Source organism: Arthrobacter sp. 9V, assembly GCF_902506065.1.
Taxonomy (GTDB): domain Bacteria; phylum Actinomycetota; class Actinomycetes; order Actinomycetales; family Micrococcaceae; genus Arthrobacter.
On sequence record NZ_LR732912.1, the window covers coordinates 3,460,947 to 3,483,308 of the forward strand.

Below are 22,362 nucleotides of genomic sequence, written 5' to 3' on the forward strand. Positions count from 1 at the left end.
CATTGATCAATAATAAAACCAAGCCGGGTGAGTCGCGTCTTTGAACGATTTGTTTCAGAGTTTGGTTGACGCCTTCACCCGGGACTCCGACGGAAGGGAGCCGCGCGCCTGATGGTCAGATCCAAAGCGTTCCATATCTACAGACAACCGATGCCGCTCCAGAATTTCTCCAAGTAGTTTGGCTACGGCGTGGGACTGCCACGGCGAGACCGCATTGCCCACCTGCGTGTACTGCGGAACCTCCAGCTTCCGCCGATGTGCACCAGTCGTCTCCCTCCCGAGAAACTCAAATGTATCGGGGAAGCCCTGGAATCGGGCTAACTCTCGGACAGTGAAAATCCTCGATTGCATCGGATGAACGTAATCGTCGGGAAGAGTGACCACGGTCCGGCTAGGCGCGCTGGCCTGAAGGACCTTCTGACTGTGCTTCCGGGTGACGAGTTCCACCGCGAGATCCACCAGTTCGTCCAACGAACTGATGGTCCGCGTGCCGTACGGTCTAATCGAGCTCTGCAGCTCGAGGGGCGGCTTAACTCCAGCAAGAGCATGTTTGGCCAGGGTTCGCTGGTCTTCCGTGCCCAATCCGCTCATCTGCGTAAGGAGTCGTTGATCAATTCCGTGGCTCACCATCATCCGGTAGAAAGAGAATCTCGTGACGACCACGTCTGTATGTCGACGCGAAGTCTGGTTCGGAGGTCCGGCTGAGTACCCGCTGGATTTGGGACGCACGGCCGCATCTGCCTGTCGTAGGGCTTCCAAGTATTCTGCATTTCGACCGCGGTGTGTGCCCTGCCACCCAGGGAGATCCGCGATGGCATCACGGACTGTAAAGGCCTGAGTCGAGGCCGTCGTGGGCTCAGGTGCAAGTTCAGGAACGAAATTCACGAGATCCGCGAAGTCGGACTTCCAGATGCCGGGACTTGCTTCGATCTGGAGCTTTCGAGCGAGGTCCTTGCGAAGAGCAATGAGCATCAGCCGAGGACGGAACTGAGGCGCGCCGTAGTGCACGGCATTCACGCGAACTGCCTGAACTTCGTAGCCAGAGCCGATTCGAGTTAGAGCAGTCTGCAATTGGGAGAAGGATGACTCTTCCCCCTTAACAAAGCTCTGGCTCATACCTACAACGTTCTCAATTACGACAGTCTTTGGAGAAGTCCGCTCAACGAAGTCTAGATATTCCCATGCCAATCGATTTCGCAAATCGTCCTTACGCCGTCGACCGGCAAGAGAAAATCCCTGACACGGTGGTCCGCCGACGACGGCATCCAGATCGTCTTCCCGGAATCTCCGGACTAGATCATCATCCTCCAGGACGTTGGCAAGCTCACTCACAATTACCTTGCCTTCAAATTGACGCCGAAGGCTTCGCTGCAAGTACTGCTGCCATACACGCAGATCAGATACATCGTCGACATAGTTATGGAAGAAAGTGCGGGCAGCCATGTCAGACTTCTCAACGGCCGCGACGAGCTCACCCCCCGCGCGCTCCATGCCTAACGAGAGACCACCACAACCCGAGAACAGGTCAACGAACTTCATCACTGATACATTGTGCCAGAGCCCGACCGCGATCCTTGGTTGCGGGCCCAAGACTGGTTGCAGGTCAAAGTCCGTATCGCTCGTAGTAGGGCTTTACTCGCACGAATCGGCCCTCGTCGTAGCCTAGCGACTTATACAGCACCTCGTGCTGGCGCAGTTCGGGGATACGCCTAGGCACATCCTGTGCTAGATCTGGAAGCCCCAGACTCGCGAGCTCCCGCGCGTTAACTGATGGCACTTTGTGGATAAACCAAGTTCTCAAGGGTTGTCCAAAATTCTCGCGGCCCTCTTTGAAATGAGACAGGTACTGAGAGGCCAACATTACTCCGTACCCAAATTGCCGCCCCTGCAGCATCAAGTCCATCAGAACCTGGAAGTCATAACGCATGATGTTGACAGCCTCGTCGACCAGCAAAAATGACTTTAGAAAACGGAGCTGCGGCTCCGTACCCTGAAATGGCGGCCGATCGGACCTCAGCATGTTGTCGTAGTAGAGATTCAAGAACAGGGCAACTAAGGCGTTCTTGGCGCTCTGATCTGGCCCGAGGCGATCAAGAGCAACCACAACGACTCTGCCGTTCAAAAGCTCTCCAAATGGCATCAACTTAGACCTGTCAGAGCTAAATATCTGACTTAGGACAAAGCTGTCAAGAATGGAAGAGACGGAGTCAGGATTACCCGACTTTTCTAAATACTCGGCCCTAACTTCGGCGAGTGTGGGCGGCCTGTTGTCATTCCTATCGTAGAGATTTCGAACTGCTTCGTTAAGGAGACTAGATTGAACCGGACCGACACCTCGGTATATCTTTCTGAGGACATCGACGAAGGCTGCCGCTTGCTGATACGGAAGCCGTGAGTGTTCGCCCGTAACGGGCATGAATACATTCAGGGGAATCTCGTGTGGTTCCAGAACAACTGCACCAATTCGACTCACAAACTCCTCTTTCTGAAAATCTCCTTTATAATCAAAAATCAACATCGAAGTAGGAATGAATGGCTGCTTTTCTGCCGCCTGTTCACGAATCTGTGAGATCAAAGCCTTTACAAGCTCAGTTTTGCCGGTGCCAAGGTCTCCAACGATGCCGACATTCATTTGATTTAGCTTTGTGTTACTTGGCCAGAAATCAACCGGAGCTTGTCCGATTGACCCCAGGAGATTGCCAACATTGATTCGAATACCGTCTCCTGAGATACCAGAGACTTTACTGGCCACCGCGTTTACCGGAGGAACTGAGGGAAGCTGGCTCCGAACGCCCGTCAGCGGCAAAGATTCAGGAGTATAGTCGTGCTGGTTTTGAACCCCGGATGAACCGTCAGCGCTTTCGTCAAAGTCCTGACGCAGCACTTCGGGAGCTGTTCTACTAGCTAAAATTCCTTCTTCATTTGGTTCCTCCACCGCCCAATCCACGAGCTCTCTCCATGCATGAACGACGGACGCCTCAGGACCCTCCAGAGCCTCAAATACCTTGGCTGTATCTGCTATGAGCCCACGGACGGGAGCATCGGCCGTGCCCACTTCTCCCGCATAGAAGTGTTGTCCCCCGGAGGTTGTGGAACCGTGTTGCAAGTACGTAAGCAGAGGCTTACCCAGACGGACTGCCATTCGCCCGTCAACCAACGAAGACAGGCGACGAGCGAAGTCCACTGGTGAATCAACTGTGCTACTAAGCCTCGCAGCGGTCTCGACTAGGGTGGCCAAACTGTTCATCCAGATAACCCTGTCAGCCCCGGCAACCTCTGCTGCCCTGAACTCAATGTTCTGCAGCAGCCGCGCACTAGCCGCCAGCTGCTCCAGCGGCTCATCAAGTGCAGACGCCCCCTGGGCAGGCAGTCTTGATCCGATCGAGTCGCCCTTGAGCCCATAGCACTTTATCTCGACGGGACAGAGAATGAGCTCATCATCCCTCATCTCAATGAACAGCAAGTCCGCGCGACGCTGGTGCTGTCCATGGTTGGCCTGTCCCGAGAGAGTCCGCAGGAAGTAATCAGCAGCGTCAATCGGAACGACAAACCTATTAGAACCATCCGACACCGCCTTGTCGAAGAGCCCAAACGTCAAATAGAAGCCCACGGCGCCCGCAACATGCGTTCCGCCCATCGATAGTAGGGATGACAGACCTACTCCCCTACTGCCTAAACTCGACATAACCCGACGCTTGAGTTGGGCGATATCTTCCCTGCCTGTGGCTTTAGCCAAAAGCCTCTCCAACTGCTGGCCAAAGGAATCAGGCACTTTGGCAATGGAGACAAAGGGACGTCGTTCCATAAACGGGACATCAGGCGACCGCTCGAAGACTGGCGGTCGCCATTCCCACAGCATGCGTGCGCCCTCGCTGTGGGCGTCCATAAGCTCAGCCATGATCGCCGGGCTTAGGAAAGACTCGCCCATGACTGTCCAATCGGCGGTAGTATCGGCCACGTCCCGACGCATCATCGCAGCTTCGATCAGTGGCGCTGAGTCTCCGGTCTCGCAGGCTTCAAGTGCCCTGCTAAACGAGCCCCATCCCACCGTGCTTGGAATCGCGGGTTGGCTAAGGCTGCTTCGCCTATCGCTCAGCCTATTAAGGCTACTTTCAAAGCGCCGAAGTGGCACTTCTCCCAAGACCCCGTGACTCCCTCCACCGCTGTCAACCCGGACTATTGTTCCGGAGTCCTGCAGCAGACGGATGTTGCACCATACCTTCGCCTCGCTTTGGGGTGCGTATCTTGACCACGTCAAAAGCATGTCGCGGTTATCCCGCACGAGCTTCGTAACCGCGTCTCTAGGAACAGGCCCTTCACGTCGAACGGAATCAAGTACCCTTACGCCACCAATGAGTCGTCCGGTCTTGGCACTCCCCCATTCCTCTGCTAAGGCGAGAACCGAATCATCTATTTCAGTCAACCGATTCTGGCGATCTAGCGCATGCAAATCCACGGTTAGGGTCGAAATGTGTGGATGCATACGCCGAAAGGATCTTAGGGCAGCATCCACCGCTGTGGCGTTAAGGCCGCTAACGGCTGCCCCAGGTGTGACTGCGTTTCCGATTCTGTCGGGCGGGGCCAGCCTCTTCGGCCGCGATTTAGCCGCAGGAAGCATCATGGACCAACCGAGAAAGATCTGATCTTCACCTGAGTCAGCGGGAACGGCCAACATCCGGCCGGCAACTGATTCGCCGGGTCCCACTAGAGGTAGGTTCCATCCTTCAACAGAGCCAGCATGTTCCACAGAATTTTCCGCTTCAAACAGCGAATGTTCCGCGCCGGCCAGCCAGGCCAACCGTATCGGATGCAGTGGGCTCAGCAACACAGCTTGGCATCCGTTGTCGCCCTTGACGTCCCATGCACTGACCGACATCGGGTAAGCAGCCCAAAAGACATTCTCGTCCCTACCAGTGGCACGAGCGGCAACAAGCAGGTCGCCGTATGCGTCCAAGTACTCGCTCAAGGCTGGATCGCCCCAGAGACTGCGCCACGAAGTCCGTGAGGGCCATTCGAATTCCACCCCTTCACCACGGACATCTTGACGGATAAGAAGTTCCTCAACCCGCAAAGATCGAAATGCCGCGCGGAATCTCTCCGCTTCTGTCCCGCGAACGAAGTGTTCGTCGACTTTGAAATAGCTGACGCTGTCGAGTGCCCTTCGGGCAGCATCGGGCATCATGAAAGCACCATGATCCTGGGGTCGGGAGTCCTCTATTCTCATTGATTCATTGCTGGGCATCATTATGTGGCCCAAAGCCTGGACAATCGAGGTGTCTCCCACAACGAGACGGCTTGCGTAGAAGGCCTCGGCTTGTCCCCGAACCGACCCTTCCGTCGCCGGTTTAGGGCGGTCTGGCACCACTTGCTGCTTGACGGCCGCAGCCAATAGGGCGGACTGATGGCCACCACCTGCAGCTACTGGCCGAACACGGAAAGTAAAACTGTTCGCTACGAACTCATTCTCCCCAGTTGGGGCGAAGCGCAGGGCAAACAGATCTTGCAGAATCGGGTGAGCTCTTAGAGCCACTCCATCCAGAAGTGGCAACGCCATAGCGTTGGGACACCACAGTAGAGCCTGATAGCCGCCAGACACTTCTGGCAATTCCTCCGCAAACTCCAGCTCGCTGACATCAATAGCGGGCACCGGTGTCCATTCCATTTGCCCGAGGTACGTTATCTTTCCGAGCCCCCCTCTCTTTTTGAAAGGAGCTGCGGCTAAGAACGTTTGCATCCCCGAAAACACGTAAGCCTTGGCCGTTAGATCATTCCTGACTCGAGTCGCTAGAGGGTCACCACTTGGCAAAACGACCTTTAGCGTGACCAAACGGAAAGGCGCCGCGCTACGACCATTCCCTCGGGGTCTAATAAACCGTCCAATCGCAATAAGTTCACCGTCTCCGGCAACTTCTACGGTTCCGACCCAGTCAGCTACGTTGGCAGGCTGACAAAGGATCGTAAGTCCAGATTCCCTAGCCTCGTCTGGGTGCAGACGGTCAAGGGTAGGAATCCGAACCGTGAGTAACTCAGACTGAAGTTGACGCCCTCCAGCTGAACCATCTGACACGAGCGGGATGAGGAAAGGGCTCTCCGGAAGATCGGGATCCAGCGCCAGAGACCGTCCCCCTTCCAGGCTAATGTCAAACGTCAAGGTTTCATCATCGCGGGCAGGGCTTCTGAACTGCTCTTCTGTTAAAGCCGAGAATCGTTCTATGTTTTCAGGCGATGCCCCAACTGTATCGACTAGGCCCAACCAAGCGTTTCCCTCGCGGCTCACTGCGTCGTCAAAGCCATCGAGGTCGAATTCGGAAAGCGCATGTTCGCCTCCAGTCTCCTTCACTTCCTGCCGTGTGGGAAGTTGTGCGACGCTCATGCGGAATGCGTCTTCGTCACTCCAGGATTCCATGAGGGCATCCATTAGGCCTAGCGCACCCGCATCCGACAATATGAAGGACCTCGCAACTCCAGGCTTCGGGGTCGGCAGCGCAAAGCATGCATAGGCATACTTGTCCAAAGCTTCCGTTAATTCTAAGTGGGTCGCAGCCGCGCGCAATCCGCCTAGTATCTTAGGAATGTTGGAGAGCCCATAATCAACGTGCGCAAACCAAGCAGAATTCCAGCTTCGTCCGGTATCACCGGCGCGCGAGTGAATGGTTGAAAGCGTTGCTAGAATACCGAGAACGGTATCAGAACATCTCGCTTTTTGTTGCGAGCTCAAGCCGACCACACTGAATTGCTCACAAACTTCCTGCACTATCTCATTTGAAATTTCGTGCAGGGAAACGGCGCCTTCTGCCTGCTCAGGAAAGCTCTGTCCAAATATTTCTCGGAACACCTGGACGAAAGATGATAGGTCTGGCTGTCGTCCGTGGACTACGGCCAAATGATCACCCTGACGGTATTGAATAGTTCGGGCAGGACTCACGCGTGGGCAGTCAACATCCTGAAGTGATTCCGGACCATTAGTGACCAAGAGGGCAAAAGGCGGATTTAGTCTCTTGGCTTGGTTAGCTGATCGAACGATCTCTTCTGCCGTATGGCTGGCAATTCCCTCTGGCAAATGGACGTGGCCGAGCCCACTGGTTCTCGCAAGTACGCGACCCAAAACTTTGCCCAAAGAACTAGATGCCATGATTCTCCTAGAAAGCACTCTCAACTATTACCGCGTGATCGGCGTCGGCGCTGCCACGCGCCATTCCTGCACGTTCGAGCAAGGACACTAAGTCCCCAAGCTCGGGGCGCATTCCAAGAATGGTAAGGTCACGCAAGACGTCTCCGACATTGCATTGTGTTCCCGGAGAACCACATGCGAGACTGGCAACCACCGCTATCCACTCGGTACCGGGATCTATGACAAGATATCGCCGACCGCGCGTTTTAAGAATGCCGTAGTAATCCGTGAACGGGCCGCTTGACTCCCTCACCTGAAGACCGTATTTTACGGTTTCCCAAACAAGTTTGCCGGCATCCTTTTTTCCAGCAATCTCTGCAGCAAGGGATGATCTGAAGTCACTTTGGGCAGCTGACCGTAGAAATGCGATCGCATCTGGATTTCCATCCAAGTCTTTGATGCGTTCCTTGAGGACCTTTCGGATACTTTCCCCTCTTGAAATACGTCCTTTTATGGTGGCGCCAACGTCTCTGACGGAGACCGAGGAGCGGCTCGACTGCCATGGCAAAGGGGACCTAACCGTCCCTCGAAGTTCCTCAAGCGTATCGGGAATAGCGTTCTGAACGATCGCAGCGCCCAGAGCCTCATACCAGGCGTATTCCCAAAGAAATCCGAGCCCCATTGCCAGTCGCAATACCGTGGTTGCCCAGTCGACCCACACACGAGCAGGCAGCGCCCCGACCCATTCATCAGAGGTAAGGGCCCGCCAAGACTTAGCAAACCATTCATAGGGCGTTTCTGGATACAGCCCGCACCAGTCAACGCTGTCCTCCGCAATCGGAAATGAACTGCGTCTTCGGAATCCGTCTTGAAAGACCGTCGACATCATGGAGGAATCTATGGCGCTAAGCAAAGGGTCCAGCGCAAGTCGCGCGTCCGAAGCCCGTAACCAGAGTTCAGTCGCTGACGCGGACGGGCCTCCGGGCGGATGACCAACCGTAAATAGGCTTTCAATTATGGCACCAAAGTCCGGTGGTCCTTGCTTCACGAGCACACCACGCGGGTTCTGCATTAGCGCTAGGGCCGGCGTCATGGGGCTGGAAGGCTGATTTCCTGTTTTCTCAATTCGAATTCCAGCCACGCTAGATGAGACCGCATCTCCAAGCAATCTATCGGACGCGGTCGTACTTATGCCCCGATGCCTCAGCTGCCTGCCGAGAGTTTCAGCAGCATCGTCTTCCGGCTTGGTCGGGCGAAGCGAGAGATACAAAGTTTCTTTCGGTTGCGCTTTATACATTAAGCCAATCGGCTTTTCCGACTCCTCGTTGCGTACCGATTCATAGGCCCGCCAGGCTAGAGCCGATATCAGTGCCTCTGGCACTGAAAAGTACTCAGGCCTGTTAAATGGGAGAAGGAGCTGATGTGCGGCGGCGACTCTGGTCATCGAGGTTGCTCCTGCTGGGTCAACTGGACCTCTTGATCGCCATCTGCCAGACAGAATTCGGCCCCCAGGAGATGGGCCGACAGTAGCCGCGATGCGCGGACACGTTCAAGCCTCGGAGCGGTCACATCGATCAAATCCGTCACACCAATGAAATCATCGACGCATGCTAAAGCCTCCCTGATCAATGGAAAATCCAGCGAAACGCTGCTCATCCTGGTTCCATCTGTTCGAATCGTAAGTAGAACTTGTTCGCCTTGTCCTGCACGGTCAGTTGTCAGTTCAGGCTCCTTCACGCGGACGGCCAGTTTAGGAATGCTAACTCTACCGGTGATTGGCTCGGTTCGGCTGTCAAACAGCGGAAGAATAGATGATCCAGACGCATTAGGATTTCGTTTAGGCCGAAGCAAAGTCCTCAACGGGGATTTCAGGCCGTCAGGCAAATGCGGAGATTGAACCCAAGTAGTAATTAGCATCTCGATCTCGCGCCTAAAAGCACTGATTCCGTGAGATACGGCATAGAGACGTGTCAAGTAGGCACCATACCAGCCAGTTGCGTCCAGTCGTTTATCGTCCTTCAAATGGGCTTGTTGCATTAGTTTAGAGAAGGCCTCGTCCAAGCGCTTGTCAAAGTCGGTAACAATGTCGCGCATCGGTGAATTATTGGGCAATGACTCCAAGAGGCTTTGCAGGGGAGTTCCATCTGATGCATGCACACTGAATGCATCAGAGACTGGCGTTGCCCAGCCTTCATCGGGACTGTCAGGATCAGAACCGGGGACCGCGTCAGTTACTGGGTCAGCAGGCACTAATAGCTTCAAGACTGGATCACGCGTTGAACCTTCAGACGCGGATGCCCACTCGCCTGCTCCAAATATGCTTTGGTTAAAACGGAGCCCCGACAGTCGTTGCATTCGTTGGAAATCATCTTCGGCGCTTTGTCCCACAGGCTGGTTTGCAACGATGAATTCGCGAAGATTGCCTCTCGCCATGCGTATCGGGGCATCGCCTACCAAAGCCCTCGTAAGAAACCCCCAGAGTTCGCGATAGGTCATGCGGGTTGCCGACATTAACTCGGCACTCCGCGCCAGAGTCAACAAACCTGTCCTGATCTGGGGGGAGCGCAGTGAATGTAGGTTTGCTATGACTGGATTTACAAGCATGGTTGAGTACTCATCACGAGCATCGACGTCCGGGATTTGGAGTACCGTCAGGACGTTGGTAAGCAAGTCTGCCGCTGGCGACAGCACGTCCCTTATCTCTCGGCGACGAGCCAGAGGAACAATTCGATAGTCTTCGGCAGATACTCGCGAATCCGCACCTATAGTTATTGCTGGACGCTCTTCAAACAAAGAGCACTCATCAACGAACACCGCGAGGATGTTGGCGACAGGGTTCCCTAAATGACTGAGTTGGGCCGATTTGACGAAATCGCGGCCCGCCTGACGCGAGAGGCGCCAGACGGACTCGTCCGGCCCCTTGGCAACAGAGCCATAGAGCCAGCGAACCAACACGTCGCCGGCGGTCCAGTCCTGAGACTCCCGAGATCTGGAATCAGCCATCTCCTCCACGAGCACACCTCTGTTGACGCAAGCCATCAAATTAAGTGGGCGTGATGTTGGCAGTGGTCCTACATCGTCTACGGCTCCATTGATATCGGATATCAGCGGGGCAGCGTTGGACGTCTCCAGACTGATGGTGGCATCGTTGATGACAACGACATCACTCCTAGTCCCTTTATATTCATAAACTCGATGGGCCAGACCCTCGTCATGCTCGTTCTCCGCATGTAGGCCCTCGACGACGTGGGCTGTGGCATGGGATTTTCCCGCTCCAGGCCCGCCTACTAGGAACAGGAATCGGGCCGGTTCCCCGGCTGCGATGCCGGCTTTCAGCCAGTTGCATGCCTCCTCGACTCCGGCAGGACGGAGAGCAGACGGCCAAATTGAATCAACGGGATGATCGGGTCGCGCCGCGACATCGGTTCCCCCCGTCGCGCGGTCCCACAGACCTGCGAGACGGTGCCATATAGCGTCGTCCTGCATGACAGGTGCGGTCGGTTCAAACAACGGTCCTCTTTCGTTGGAGGCGGCGGCCGGTTTGGGAGCATCGGTTGGAGATTGCATCAGGGACTTCGGCTGAGTATCCCACGAACCGATCAACGAGTCTCTTGTGTTGAGCTGTCTCATAACTGCTACTCGCAGCGCTTCTTGCACATGGCTCCGTGGCTTATATCCAACGACGAACGGGTGGTCGATCTCGGCCAAAACATGGCTGATGTTGCAGAATTTAAACTCAATTGAGCCTTTACTGCGACCCGTCAACGATTGCAGGTGCCGATTATGAGCGATCTTTGAGTAGGCTAGACCGCGCCTCTCACTATCCAGCATTTCAAAGTATGCCTCCAACAGCGCGTTTGTCTCGTCTTCATTCCACGGTCTCTGTTCCCCCACACTGCCAAGATACCTGGCCTAAGGGCTTTGATTGGGTAAGACTCGAACGGCCAGCAATACGTGAAGCATCGGGGGGACGCCTTCCTGATCCCAGCGAACATGATGTACAGCGTGGTGATAGACACGAACCTTGCAGCCTTTTGTCGGCCCCTAGTGGTGACTCTGGTCGAGACCCGGGGGGCTATGATGAGCCCATGCCAGTTGGGGATTGCGAAAATGCGTTTGTTGAGGCTGCACTTGCACACGGTATTCGACTCGTCCGTTACAAGAAGCCGTGGCTGAATCAACAAGGCCACTTTGGCCTTCCCGATACCGCTTCTAATGTTGCAGTTCCGTTGGAGAGAATCTTTGCATCACTTGGTGGCAATCCTGCAGAACAGTCCGTCAAACGAACGACTCCACTCCCTGGCGACTTCATGCATGAAAGCACTGGAACGCTCATCGAAGTCGACGAGGCGCAGCATTTCACCAGCTTTCGGCTGCATACCTTCAGCTTTTACCCTGACGTGCCGCTGGGATTTGACGTGAAGGAATATTCGTCACTGTGTAGACGCCACTCGCAATCAGCAGATAAGTACAGACGTGCAAAGTCCGCCGCAGCCTTTGGCGTTGGTGGAAGGCAAAGACAACGCGCCTATTACGATGCATTGCGCGATCTGGCTACGACCGCCATGGGGCACCCACCCCTGATTCGCATCCCCGCACCGGATGGCAATGGCAAAGCCGCCTTCGAGCGTAACCTCGAGCGGCTCCTCAATGCCCTTGCATAAAACTCAAACTTGCCCAGTTCAGACCCAAAGCTTCGGATGACGCCGCCCCATGACCATGCCTCATGTTTTCGTCACGATGGCGGACATTCTGAACCTGGAATGCGACGCCTGGCTCCTTCCCACGGACTCCTTTCTAACCATTAGCCGTCATTGGCTCGGTGCCCACGAAGACCTGCAACAACTTGCGGCGGCGTCATGTGGAGTCGACTTCCGCGCGGGGCGCCTCTTCGCCCAAGCTATGAAGGACTGGGATCAAACATCGCCTCTCCCGGTACTCACTGCGGTTCCCAACAACATGGTTTGGGGACCACAGGTCGTAGCCGAACGAATAGAAGCATTTGTCAAAGCCGCGAAAGACATTCTTCGAGGGCCAACTTCGCACAGGCCGTACCCTCTGCTGGCAATGCCGTTTTTTGGTACTGCTGGTGGTGGTGCCGGACGACATCTTGGCGCTACACTGCGAGACATCCTCGATTGCGCCTCAGACCTGAGCGAGCGCTATTCAGTGGACATCGTTCTGGTTCTCCAAGATCGGGCCGCTTTCTCTCTCGCCCAAAAACTTCGCCGTGAAGCGCATGCCGCCGGGAGCGGATGGAGACCATTGGATGCGCAGCTTCAGGCCAAGGCCGTCACCCTCGGCGGCAAAGCGAAGGCTGGCCACATCGTGCCCTTCTTGGGGGCCGGCATTAGTGTTAGCGCGGGTGCACCTACTTGGGGTCAACTGCTGGAGCGCCTACGCGATGGCATCGACCTGGCGGACGCCTCGAACGTAGACTTTGACAGGCTCGGTCCCCTGGACCACGCCAGCGTCCTCGAGCAGATGTACGTCGATCAGCGTGGTTCCCGGGCGGAATTCGAAAAGGCGGTGGCCGCCGTCGTCGATTTACCTCGTTATGGACTAGCACCGGCTCTCTTGGCAACCTTGCCGTCAACTGGCACTATCACACTCAACTACGATCGTCTCTTCGAGATGGCCTGCGCGGACGCTCAACAACCGCGAACTGTATTACCGGAGAATGGTCCAAGCGTCGGCGGCGAGTGGTTGTTGAAACTTCATGGCTCAGTCAGCAAGCCGGACACAATCGTACTAACCCGAGACGACTACCTCGGCTTCAACAGCAATCGCGCAGCCTTGTCCGCTCTGGTAAAAGCACACTTACTGACGCATCACTTGCTGTTCGTCAGTTTTGGCCTTGCTGATGACCATTTTCACGAGATCGTTCACGACGTGCGAAGGGCCCTGCCGAGCCACGACCCGGAAAGGCAGCAGATGGGCACAGTTCTCAGCCTGTTTGACGAGCCTCACCAACGACTGGTTTGGTCCGGCAAGCTCGACATCCTCCCCATGGCCGGACCGTTCCCCAAGGGGACGATAAGCAAGGACGAACGGGACGCAGCCATCCAAGAGGCCGGCCGCGACATGGAAATCTTCCTGGACATGACAGCTGCATACGCGGCCGACGACCACTCGTACCTGCTTGCTCCCGCCTATACACGAGGACTCAGCGCGGACGAGTTTGAACTGCGTCAGCATCTGTTGGCACTTGCAAGACAGCAATCAACACCGGCCACCGCGGAAGTGTGGGGTGTCATCAGCAAGACGCTCAAAAATTTGGGATACGTCCCCGATGCGGTTTACACAGACAGCGCAGATCATGAAAATTGACCCGAAGATCTTGGAACAGGTAGCCGAGCACTTGGGCAACTACGTGTACATGCTCCTGGACCCAAGAACGTCAGTACCCTTCTACGTGGGCAAAGGTTCTCGGACTCGTGTGGCCGATCATGGGCTCGAAGCCGAAGCATTGTCCTCGTCCGAGGACGAATCGGCAGTTGAGCATTCTCGCAAGATCCGAACCATCCAGGAAATTCGTGCGGCAGGATTCGAGCCAGACATCTGGATACTGCGACATGGCATGGGCGCGGAGTACACACAGGTGGAGGCAGCGGCCATAGACCTCTTATCGACATTCTTGGTCCAGCCGGCACCAGGCTTGCATCCGCTGGCAAATATCAACCAGTTGACCAACGAGCGGCGCGAATCTTCGAAGGGCCATGGAATAGAAAAACTGGCTAATATAGTGGCGGAATTCGGCGCTCCTCTGCTCGCTTCTCAGACTCCTCCGCTTCTTCTTATTACGCTAAAGCCGTGGGTAGATCTGGAGGAACCTTTACCTGACGGTGGAACTCGCGCTGGTTACGGTTTCCGAACTGAATGGCTGAGCGCCTCCGATAAGTCGCTAATCGCAACCGAACTTGGTGACGCGGTGAGAGCATGGTGGCGTATAGATCCGAAAGCCGTAGAGAGGCTGGGGGTCAAACACGTGGTGGCCGTCCACCGAGGAGTAACTCGAGGCCTATTTCAAATCCGACCGGGCAGTTGGGAGTTGGACGCCGAAACGGGTCGCCGTGGGTTCAGCGTTGACCCTGTTTTGAGCGGACCGTTGCACGACCAGATCGTGGGAAGGTACGGCTACCGGACGCCCCCAAAAAAGCGTGGCGACATCAGCGCCTTTACCTACTGGCCCAAGCAGCAGGAAAGCTGAACAGCGCGACCATCGAGCCTTTCTGCTGTCCGCAAAGCTTACAAACAACGCAAACTAAGGATTCGACCATGGTTTTGCCGGAAATTCTCTTGTCTCAGCGCGTAGACGAAGCTGCTGCTCTCGTCAGCGAGTATTACACGAAGCTTTACCGTAACGACCTCCCGCAGACCGGGAGCCGATTCGACGATTGGGCAGGTGGAGGTGACAAGAAGGATGTGGCGCACGAAATCACAGCGGATGACCTCCTCGCGGTTTCCTTCTTGTCCGTACAAGTAACGGCAAGGGCCGCAATCGGGCTATTGGAAGCTCGTGCCAATGAGGTTTCGCAACTCCTGAAACAGATCCCGACGGACTTGGATCTCGCCGCTGTTCCCGCCCACGAGTACGCCAAGGTGCTGGGACCACAAAGTCCGGCGAATCAACTTTGGCGTCTCCTGCGCGGCAGCGACACTTACCGTTGGGGCATCGGACCCACGACAGCCAGCAAGATCATGGCGAGAAAACGCCCACGGCTCATCCCTATATTCGACTCGGTCGTTGGACCGCTCATGGGCCATAGAACTTGCGACGGCCAATGGGACACCTGGCACTCCGTTCTTACCAATGGTTCCGGACTACCCGAGCGGCTTAGGTTGATTCGCGAGAAAGCGGCAATCGATCACGAGATATCGGATCTCCGCACCATGGACGTCGTACTTTGGATGTACGGCAAAAATCGGATCACAAGTCTCGGGAAAGCCTCTGGATGAGACCTCGGATCCCTGCGCACGCATGGGTATGACGCCCTGCAAGTCTACGGTCACCCGCTGGTGACCTTGGGCGGCCTGCCGACCAGCCTCCCGGGCCCATGGCTGGCTGCCCCCTGCACCAAACCCACCGCCCCCAGCACCAGCACCGCACCCGCAATCTGCCACCCCGACAACGACTCCCCCAGGAACACGAACCCCAGCAGCGTTGCAACGAGCGGGCTCAGGAATCCCAGGAACGACACCACCATCGTCGGCAGCCGTTGAATCCCTCGGAACCACACCGCGTAAGCGCCCAGTGCGCCAATAACGCTCAAGTAAGCGAAGCCCGCCAGGTTAGGCAAAGTAACCGTCCCCGGCAGCCCCTCAACAACCAACGTCACAGGCAGCAGCATTACGCCACCCATCGCTAACTGCAGGCCGGTAAACCCAAGCAGCCCCACGCCGTCGGGCCTTCCCCAGCGTTTGGTGAGCACAATCCCCGCCGCCATGCTCAGCGCACCGGCCATCCCGGCGAGCACACCAACAAAAGTCAGCGACGCGTCGGATCGCAGGACGAGCAAGCCAACACCCGCCGCCCCCACCGCGCAGGCAACCACGTGCATAAGGCGGATCCTCTCCCCCAGCAGCAACACCCCAAGGAAGAGCACGAACAGTGGCTGAATCGACCCAACCAACGCTGCCAGTCCACCCGGCAGTTGGTATGCGGTGAAGAACAAGAGGAAGAAGAACAGCCCGATGTTGAGCGCGCCCAGCGCCGCGGCTTTGAACCACCAACTTCCCCGCGGCCACGTTCGCGTGACAAGCATCAGTACGATGCCCGCCGGCAGGGCCCGCACGGTTGCGGCCAGGAGCGGCCGGTCGGCGGGGAGAAACTCGGTGGTCACCAGATAGGTGGATCCCCACACCATGGGCGCGAGTGCAGTGATGAAGAGGTCTCGAGGAGACGCCTTCGTTAGGCCGGAACCGATCGGCTTAGCAGCCGTCTTCAAAGCGGACATTGTTCACTTCCATACATTTCGATGTCAAACTATTTGATGTAAGACAATGTAGGTGCTGTACTGTTTGAGGTCAAGCATTGGAGGATGATGGACCGCGACGCAGTAGACATGATTCTTGAGCAGTGGAATCACCAGCGCCCCGACCTGGACGTCAGTTCCATGGGCGTTCTGGGCCGGCTGAATAGGGCTAGCCGCCTAGCGTCATTGGACGTGCAGAAATTCATGAACCAGTTCGGGCTGGAGCCCTGGGAGTTCGACGTCCTGGCAACGCTCCGCCGCTCGGCAGCTGAGGCCCCGCTGACGCCGGGCCGGCTAGCCAGCCTGACCATGATCGGTTCCGCAGCCATGACCAACCGCGTGGACCGACTCGTCAACCGCGGGCTGGTTCATCGTGAGACCAACCCAGACAACCGCCGGCAACTGCTGATCAGCCTCACGGCCGAGGGACTCGCCCTGGTGGATGAGGTGGTGGAGCACCATGTGGAGAACCAGCACAAGATGCTCGAAGGACTCTCCAAGACCGAGCGGACACAACTCGCCAACCTCTTGCGCAAGTTCCTGCTGACAAACGACGACGGCGAACCCTCCTAAGCGGGCACGTGCAAGGATGAGGCGTGGACACTTCCTCTGAGCAGCTGGCGATCGCAATCGGAAAGGCGCTGGGCGGTGGACAGGCCAGCGCCTATAACGGCACAGCCTTCTGCCAAGGCCGCAATCATCAGATGAGCTATGCCATCTCGGTGCATCCGAGGGCATTCATGTGGACTGCGAAAGAATTGCCGGACGGACGCACCCGGACTTTCGACCCCCGAAGACTGATCATCCAGACCGACGGCGTAGATGATCCCTACGGCCTCTCCATTGAGCGCATCCCATTTGCTTTTCCTGAAGCCGTCCAGCTTTCCTTCCCTCTTTCCCTACCCATCTGGGGTCGACACCTGGACGACTATCACCCGGTTGCTTCCGAAGTACACGGCTCGGACACAACACTCCTGCTCAGGCACCGCCTGGACTCGACAATCTTTGGGTCCTTCACCTTTGATACGCAGAGTGGGATCGCGAAAACCCTGCTTACACCCTCCACCGCGCTGAAACTGGTGCGTGAGGTCCGGCCGGACAACGGAAAACACGACTTCGGGTTCGTCGCCGGGTCCGATCAAGCTGCTGATTTTCTGGATCGCTTTCACCCGGAGAAAGACACCCAGGAATAGAGAGATGGCCTGCAGACGTCAGTCCACAGGCCATCGTCAACTCCCCGTCACTCGAGCTCGCTAGGCTCCTGGCTGTGCTGCTTATGCTTGCTCCGCCGCAACACATAAACGCCGTAGCAGTCAAACCCCAGCATGAGAAACGCAGCTGCTGCACGCCACCACACGAACGGCTGCCAGGTGGCGAACACAATCGCCAGAGCGAAGAACGCAGCCACTTGCAGAGGATGCGGAACCTTGTTCATAACTCCTCCTGCCGCTCAGAAAAAACATCACTGATGCGCTTCCGGATCATGATTGCTCCTAGCTGAAGAATGTTCTCGCCTCGCACAGCCTGGGTCCGCAGACCCCCGCCTAGGTGCCGAAAACCGCCAAACTAGGTGCTGTTCGAACAGAAATAGGTGCTGAAAAGCCCCAAAATGAGTGGCCGCCAGCCCCGTCTAGGTGTCGCCCGCACCCGAAATAACTTGTCATTTCGGAAATTTCCGACATATCATCATCACGTGCTTCCCGACATCTTCGGCGCCCTCGCAAACCCTTCGCGGCGCACCATCCTCCACAGCCTCAGGGGAGGACCTTTGACGGCGGGCGAGCTCACTGGGCGCCTGGAGCTCAGCCGTTCCAGCGCATCGGAACACCTATCGGTTCTCAAAGACGCGGGCTTGGTCAGCGAGGAACGGCAGGGCCGGCACAGGATTTACCACCTCCAAGCAGCACCACTCCAGGAAGTCAGCACCTGGCTGAAGGACTACGAACAATATTGGAACCAGCGGCTCGACGCCCTGGCCGACCTACTGGACGGCCAATCTACTGAACAGGAAAACACTCATGACTAAGAACGCAATCCGCCTCGAACGAACCTTCCCGCACCCCAAAGAGGCCGTATGGGCTGCGTTGACCACGCCCAATCTCCTCGCCCGCTGGTGGGCGCCCGGAGACATCGCACCAGAGGTCGGCCACCGCTTCACCATGGACATGGGCGGCTGGGGACAGCAGCAATGCGAAGTTCTCACGGTAGATCCGGACACCTCCATCAGCTTCGCTTTCGCCCAAGGCGTCCTGGACACCACCATCACGTGGACCCTCCGGAGCACAGAAAACGGCACAGTCCTTCACTTCGAACATGCAGGCTTCAACCTCGACACCCCCATGGGACAGCAAGCCCTCCACGGCATGGGCAACGGCTGGCCCGGCCTCCTCGCCCGCATCGACCAAGTGTTGATCAGCGTCAGCTAAGCGGCCGGCACCAAAGTCACCCTCCGCCGTCGTGCTTCCAGTTAACGCACGACGGCGGCTGGCTGGCTGCCGCACGGACGTGCGGGTTCGCGGGGCGATGCCAAAGTAAGGTCCTACATGCGCGCCGGAGCACCTAGGTGGTGGTGGGGAGCACTCATTTTTGGTGTTTTCAGTACCTAGAAGGCCTCGAAACGGTACCTAGACGGGCCTTTCCGACCCTAGGTGTCCCCTGCGGTGGTGCAAGGTGAAGCCTGTGGGGCTTCGTTCCGTAAACCTCTTTTGGTTTGTGACTAAGCCGTCACAGGAGACTTTGTTTCTTGTTAGTGCATCGACTGGACATAACAAGCCGTGTTCAGCATGCTGTTAAAGTGCTCCAGCACAACCATCTACCTTTGGGGGAACCAATGGCCATCTTTGACATGGGCGCCGAAACACTCGGGCACCTGAGCAAACAAACCGACGCGTCCCACCAGGACCTCGGCGCCCTAGTCCGGCGCTTCGTGGACGCCGTGACCCCGCTCGAAGGAAAATTCAGCGGCGCGGGCAAAGCCGCGTTCGACTCCTTCAAAAACCGCTCCGACCTCGTCGCCTCCGAGCTGAACACCGCCCTCGCCGCGATCGTGACCGGCCAATCCGGCATGAACACCGCCTTCACCCAAGGCGACCAGTCCGCATCGGATAACGCACGGCGCTCAGAAGGCGCCGCGAACTTCGACGCCGCACGATTCCAAGGACGGGCATAACACCATGACCACCAACCGCATCGCCTACGACACCAACGTCTCTGCCCAGGTCCAATCCGACATCCAAGCCCTCGCCGCGCACCTCGAAACCCTCATCGCCGCCCGCCAAGCCGACGTCAACCAGGCCATGGCAGACTTCCGCGCCGACGGCGTCGACACCGAATACCAGGCAGTCGAAACCCGCTGGACCGCAGCAGCCGACGAAGTCAAAGCCATCATCGCCCTGGTCCGCACCACCCTGGCCACCAACGACGACACCGCCACCACCGCCGCGACCTCTGCCCGCAACGCCGTGCAGAGCATCGGCTAACCCGGCAGCTCTCACTCATGGCTGTCTGGAACATAGACGTGGCCGCCGCGTCTTCCACCATCAAAGCAACCGCGGCACAAATTGAGGGCGTCCAGCCCTCCCTTGAAGGCATGGGCAAGGCGTTGGAACAGGCCGCTGCCGCCCTTCCGGGAGACGCGGCCGTGGTCCTCGCAGCGCTGAACGACGTAGTGGTCCTCGGACTTACACCGTCCGCCAATGAGGTGGTGAGCCGCTCGGAAAACGTCATCACCTCCACCGCCCAAGCCCTGAACTTCTACCAGCAAGGTGACCTGACCATGGCCACTGCGGCACAACGGAGCGCCGGCCAGGTGCATCACCACGCCGTTGCTGCCTCCCATGGCGGCCCCGCGAAGATCTTGAGGGACTAAGGACATGTCAGATAGTTCGAACGTTGGCCCCTGCGGATTGAATCCCACCGGCGGGTTCGCACTGCCCGACGTTGATGCCCTGGACGCTGCGGCAAAGTCGCTGAGACAGCACGCCGATGACTTCCTCTCCGGCGTAGCGACCTCGACTGCGATCTGGCGCGGTTTGGACTCGTCATACTCCTCGGATGAGTCCCCCACCGTGCTCGCCGCGTTCGGCACCATCATGCCCTCAGCGCAACGCGTGCAGGGCACAGCGGTGTCCACGTCTGCTGCCTTGGCGACCTTTTCCTCCACATGCCGGGACTTGAAGCTACGCCTCGAGGCCTACGCCCGGAAGGTCCATGCACTAAACGCTGACATCGGCGCCTTTCCGACGTCAGTGGAAAAAGTCAGCGTCGTCAAAGACGAAGTGATCACGACCCGCGTGAATCAGCATTGGTCCGGCGAAGCCGACCTCACCGCCCGGCACGACACGCTCGCCGCCGAAGTCAAAGCCATTCATGACGACTATCTCGCCGCGCAGAACGAGTGCGCAGGCGCGCTGTCGTCTGTCTCCGGAGGTGAAATGTACTACGCCTCGCGTCCTACCGGTCCTGACCTGAAGTCCGGGAACCCGGTGGACGAGGCCCTCTGGAACGCCGGGACACTCCTAGGAATAGAACACCCTCAAGAGGAACAACCCTGGGGCAAAGCAACCGTCCCCTACCGCCCGAACGGGACCCTGGGGCTCTTACAGGGGTTCGGTGCCGGCGCCATCGAACTCATCGACGGCGTCATCACAATCACCGGCATCAGCGACAACGACCTCAAGAAACAACAGGCATGGGCCGGGCTAGGCGCCACCGTAGGGGCGCTCAGCACACTGGCCATGACGCCTTTGTCCCTCTGGGACGAAGAACGCAAGCAACGCGAAGCCCCGGACGTCCAGAAGGCTTTGGACCTGTTCGGATCCATGGGCCCGGCGTTCATCCACGCCGATGAGGCCGACACGAACGCCAACTGGGCCGCCGGCGCCACAGTGTTCAACCTCGCCGGCATCGCCGCTTCCTACGGTGCCAGTGCGGCCGTAAAATCCGGGGCGTTGGCCAGCAAAGCCGGGTCCCTGGCCGAACGGCTCAGCGTTGCCACAGTGCAGAGAACAAGCCTCGGGAATCTCTCGGCCATGCTCGGCACCACAGCGAATGGCCTCAACACCGCCGGAGTGTTCCTGGCCAAACCCGGCTCGCTCGCGTTGAAGGTCTCTGACATCCTCATGCCGAACACCACGGCCAAGGTTGTCAACACCACAGCCCAGGCCCGCCACGCGGCCTGGACCGCGGTCGGCGGCGTCAAAGCGGCAACCCTGGAAACCATAACCGGCGCCAAACACGTGGCGGCCAACGAGCTTGAACGCCTGGCTGGCGGAGTCCGCGCAGCAGAGGCAACCATCCCCGGCTCGTTGGTCCCGCACCCCAGTGGCGTCATGGCCCACACCAGCATCGACACTGGCTTTCCCGACCGGCTCGACAACACCGCCGCCGGTATCCGCCAGAACAATCCACCGGCCTTCACGCCGTCCAAGGCCTCTGCGGGCGACACGTCCGTACCTCCCGTCGCCATGACCATGGCCGACCGCTTCCCGAAACCGGACAACGTCACCAACACTGTGGTCCATCGGCACGGCGACAGCGCCTTCCCGATCCACCGCAAAGAGAACTTCGCGGCGCGCACCACACTCAAACCAAACACCGAGTACATCATCGAACATCGCAGCGTGATGAGGGACAGCACCGGCGGGCTCAAGGAAAACACAATAGAGAAGTACTACACCGATGACACCGGCACAGTCACCCGGGTAGACACATACGCAGGGGTCAAAGGCGCGTGGTCCCCCGAACTGAACAAACCCATGCCCAACGTCACCTACAACGTCGTCGCCCAAGTCGATGGTGGGTTGCAGAACACGTTCACGCTCAAGATGGACAGCATCGGGCACCTTGAATCAGCCAAGGGCCACATCGTCTCCACGTTGGTCGGCGACATGAACCGTAACGGCTATCAGCAACGCAAAGCCGGCTGGCTCGGCGGCCCAGGCTACGACGGCGGACATGCAGGACCATCCTTCTTCGGATTCATCGGCGAACGCGGCGGCCTCTTCCCCCAACACGAATGGCAGAACCGCAAAGCCGGCGCACCCAACGAAATCGACGAGGCAAACAACTTCCACGACACTGAGATGGAAGTCATCAAGAAAGCCAAGACGATCTTGCAGAACGGCGCACCGTTAGATCTACGGTGGGAAATCAAACTGGAGCCGGGGTCACAGCCGGGCATGCCGCAGGTCCTCAAGTTGCTGTACTCCTTTGACGATGAGCTTTCTGTTGCAAAGGAATTTAATAACCTTCGAAACAAGCAGCTAGGGTGAACAA

The 22,362-nt window shown here is 57.5% G+C and carries 18 protein-coding genes; 12 read left to right on the forward strand and 6 right to left on the reverse strand.

Translation table 11 applies throughout. The features are described 5' to 3' along the window. Window positions 1-54: 54 nt before the first annotated feature. From BACI9J_RS15840 to BACI9J_RS15855, 4 genes are all read right to left on the reverse strand, one after another. On the reverse strand, window positions 55-1,539 hold the full coding sequence (locus BACI9J_RS15840) for a DNA cytosine methyltransferase (RefSeq protein ID WP_159736503.1): 1,485 nt from the start codon (window positions 1,537-1,539) through the stop codon (window positions 55-57). A 64-nt stretch (window positions 1,540-1,603) separates the two neighbouring features. Continuing rightward, window positions 1,604-7,132 carry an ATP-binding protein gene (locus BACI9J_RS15845; RefSeq protein ID WP_159735219.1) on the reverse strand — a complete coding sequence of 1,843 codons (5,529 nt, stop codon included), beginning with the start codon at window positions 7,130-7,132 and terminating at the stop codon, window positions 1,604-1,606. Window positions 7,133-7,139: 7 nt separating this feature from the next. Next, window positions 7,140-8,555, reverse strand: a complete 1,416-nt coding sequence (locus BACI9J_RS15850) for a hypothetical protein (protein ID WP_159735220.1) — start codon at window positions 8,553-8,555, stop codon at window positions 7,140-7,142. Continuing rightward, window positions 8,552-11,005 carry a hypothetical protein gene (locus tag BACI9J_RS15855; RefSeq protein ID WP_159735221.1) on the reverse strand — a complete coding sequence of 818 codons (2,454 nt, stop codon included), beginning with the start codon at window positions 11,003-11,005 and terminating at the stop codon, window positions 8,552-8,554. The genes BACI9J_RS15850 and BACI9J_RS15855 overlap by 4 nt, the downstream gene beginning before the upstream one ends. A 194-nt stretch (window positions 11,006-11,199) precedes the next feature. Here BACI9J_RS15855 and BACI9J_RS15860 point away from each other — a divergent pair, with 194 nt between their 5' ends. The 4 genes from BACI9J_RS15860 to BACI9J_RS15875 all read left to right on the forward strand — a co-directional run bounded on the left by BACI9J_RS15860 (window position 11,200) and on the right by BACI9J_RS15875 (window position 15,070). After that, on the forward strand, window positions 11,200-11,775 hold the full coding sequence (locus BACI9J_RS15860) for a DUF7255 family protein (RefSeq protein WP_159735222.1): 576 nt from the start codon (window positions 11,200-11,202) through the stop codon (window positions 11,773-11,775). Window positions 11,776-11,824: 49 nt separating this feature from the next. Next, window positions 11,825-13,441: an SIR2 family NAD-dependent protein deacylase gene (locus tag BACI9J_RS15865; protein WP_159735223.1), complete on the forward strand. Its 1,617-nt coding sequence runs from the start codon at window positions 11,825-11,827 to the stop codon at window positions 13,439-13,441. Next, window positions 13,431-14,321, forward strand: a complete 891-nt coding sequence (locus BACI9J_RS15870) for an LEM-3-like GIY-YIG domain-containing protein (RefSeq protein WP_159735224.1) — start codon at window positions 13,431-13,433, stop codon at window positions 14,319-14,321. The genes BACI9J_RS15865 and BACI9J_RS15870 overlap by 11 nt, the downstream gene beginning before the upstream one ends. A gap of 68 nt (window positions 14,322-14,389) precedes the next feature. After that, window positions 14,390-15,070: a DUF6308 family protein gene (locus BACI9J_RS15875; RefSeq protein WP_159735225.1), complete on the forward strand. Its 681-nt coding sequence runs from the start codon at window positions 14,390-14,392 to the stop codon at window positions 15,068-15,070. Between the two features lie 50 nt (window positions 15,071-15,120). Here the strand turns inward: BACI9J_RS15875 and BACI9J_RS15880 are convergent, their stop codons facing one another. After that, window positions 15,121-16,068, reverse strand: a complete 948-nt coding sequence (locus BACI9J_RS15880; RefSeq protein ID WP_159735226.1) for an EamA family transporter — start codon at window positions 16,066-16,068, stop codon at window positions 15,121-15,123. 84 nt (window positions 16,069-16,152) lie between these two features. Between BACI9J_RS15880 and BACI9J_RS15885 the strand changes: the two genes are divergently transcribed. Together BACI9J_RS15885 and BACI9J_RS15890 are read left to right on the forward strand one after the other, a co-directional pair. Further along, window positions 16,153-16,659, forward strand: a complete 507-nt coding sequence (locus BACI9J_RS15885; RefSeq protein WP_236558719.1) for a MarR family winged helix-turn-helix transcriptional regulator — start codon at window positions 16,153-16,155, stop codon at window positions 16,657-16,659. Between the two features lie 23 nt (window positions 16,660-16,682). Next, complete coding sequence (locus tag BACI9J_RS15890; RefSeq protein WP_159735227.1) at window positions 16,683-17,279, forward strand: hypothetical protein; 597 nt, start codon at window positions 16,683-16,685, stop codon at window positions 17,277-17,279. A 47-nt stretch (window positions 17,280-17,326) separates the two neighbouring features. Here the strand turns inward: BACI9J_RS15890 and BACI9J_RS15895 are convergent, their stop codons facing one another. Further along, window positions 17,327-17,521: a hypothetical protein gene (locus BACI9J_RS15895; protein ID WP_159735228.1), complete on the reverse strand. Its 195-nt coding sequence runs from the start codon at window positions 17,519-17,521 to the stop codon at window positions 17,327-17,329. Between the two features lie 258 nt (window positions 17,522-17,779). Between BACI9J_RS15895 and BACI9J_RS15900 the strand changes: the two genes are divergently transcribed. The 6 genes from BACI9J_RS15900 (at window position 17,780) to BACI9J_RS24390 (ending at window position 22,358) form a co-directional block, all read left to right on the forward strand. Next, complete coding sequence (locus BACI9J_RS15900; RefSeq protein ID WP_201296594.1) at window positions 17,780-18,112, forward strand: ArsR/SmtB family transcription factor; 333 nt, start codon at window positions 17,780-17,782, stop codon at window positions 18,110-18,112. Further along, window positions 18,105-18,512 carry an SRPBCC family protein gene (locus tag BACI9J_RS15905; protein ID WP_159735230.1) on the forward strand — a complete coding sequence of 136 codons (408 nt, stop codon included), beginning with the start codon at window positions 18,105-18,107 and terminating at the stop codon, window positions 18,510-18,512. The genes BACI9J_RS15900 and BACI9J_RS15905 overlap by 8 nt, the downstream gene beginning before the upstream one ends. Before the next feature lie 404 nt (window positions 18,513-18,916). Next, window positions 18,917-19,255: a hypothetical protein gene (locus BACI9J_RS15910; RefSeq protein WP_159735231.1), complete on the forward strand. Its 339-nt coding sequence runs from the start codon at window positions 18,917-18,919 to the stop codon at window positions 19,253-19,255. Between the two features lie 4 nt (window positions 19,256-19,259). Then, window positions 19,260-19,565 (forward strand): pore-forming ESAT-6 family protein, encoded by a 306-nt coding sequence (locus BACI9J_RS15915; protein WP_159735232.1) that lies wholly within the window; start codon window positions 19,260-19,262, stop codon window positions 19,563-19,565. Window positions 19,566-19,582: 17 nt separating this feature from the next. Then, window positions 19,583-19,954: a DUF6507 family protein gene (locus tag BACI9J_RS15920; protein WP_159735233.1), complete on the forward strand. Its 372-nt coding sequence runs from the start codon at window positions 19,583-19,585 to the stop codon at window positions 19,952-19,954. Window positions 19,955-19,958: 4 nt separating this feature from the next. After that, window positions 19,959-22,358 carry a DNA/RNA non-specific endonuclease gene (locus tag BACI9J_RS24390; protein WP_236558720.1) on the forward strand — a complete coding sequence of 800 codons (2,400 nt, stop codon included), beginning with the start codon at window positions 19,959-19,961 and terminating at the stop codon, window positions 22,356-22,358. Window positions 22,359-22,362 lie beyond the last annotated feature (4 nt).

Bases quoted from the DNA above. Each gene is read 5' to 3' on its own strand.
- BACI9J_RS15845 (WP_159735219.1), bottom strand. From the start codon at position 7,132: ATGGCATCTAGTTCTTTGGGCAAAGTTTTGGGTCGCGTACTTGCGAGA.
- BACI9J_RS15885 (WP_236558719.1), top strand. From the start codon at position 16,153: ATGATGGACCGCGACGCAGTAGACATGATTCTTGAGCAGTGGAATCAC.
- BACI9J_RS15920 (WP_159735233.1), top strand. From the start codon at position 19,583: ATGGCTGTCTGGAACATAGACGTGGCCGCCGCGTCTTCCACCATCAAA.
- BACI9J_RS15840 (WP_159736503.1), bottom strand. From the start codon at position 1,539: ATGAAGTTCGTTGACCTGTTCTCGGGTTGTGGTGGTCTCTCGTTAGGC.
- BACI9J_RS15910 (WP_159735231.1), top strand. From the start codon at position 18,917: ATGGCCATCTTTGACATGGGCGCCGAAACACTCGGGCACCTGAGCAAA.
- BACI9J_RS15905 (WP_159735230.1), top strand. From the start codon at position 18,105: ATGACTAAGAACGCAATCCGCCTCGAACGAACCTTCCCGCACCCCAAA.
- BACI9J_RS15865 (WP_159735223.1), top strand. From the start codon at position 11,825: ATGACCATGCCTCATGTTTTCGTCACGATGGCGGACATTCTGAACCTG.
- BACI9J_RS15875 (WP_159735225.1), top strand. From the start codon at position 14,390: ATGGTTTTGCCGGAAATTCTCTTGTCTCAGCGCGTAGACGAAGCTGCT.
- BACI9J_RS24390 (WP_236558720.1), top strand. From the start codon at position 19,959: ATGTCAGATAGTTCGAACGTTGGCCCCTGCGGATTGAATCCCACCGGC.
- BACI9J_RS15850 (WP_159735220.1), bottom strand. From the start codon at position 8,555: ATGACCAGAGTCGCCGCCGCACATCAGCTCCTTCTCCCATTTAACAGG.
- BACI9J_RS15880 (WP_159735226.1), bottom strand. From the start codon at position 16,068: ATGTCCGCTTTGAAGACGGCTGCTAAGCCGATCGGTTCCGGCCTAACG.
- BACI9J_RS15860 (WP_159735222.1), top strand. From the start codon at position 11,200: ATGCCAGTTGGGGATTGCGAAAATGCGTTTGTTGAGGCTGCACTTGCA.
- BACI9J_RS15915 (WP_159735232.1), top strand. From the start codon at position 19,260: ATGACCACCAACCGCATCGCCTACGACACCAACGTCTCTGCCCAGGTC.
- BACI9J_RS15870 (WP_159735224.1), top strand. From the start codon at position 13,431: ATGAAAATTGACCCGAAGATCTTGGAACAGGTAGCCGAGCACTTGGGC.
- BACI9J_RS15895 (WP_159735228.1), bottom strand. From the start codon at position 17,521: ATGAACAAGGTTCCGCATCCTCTGCAAGTGGCTGCGTTCTTCGCTCTG.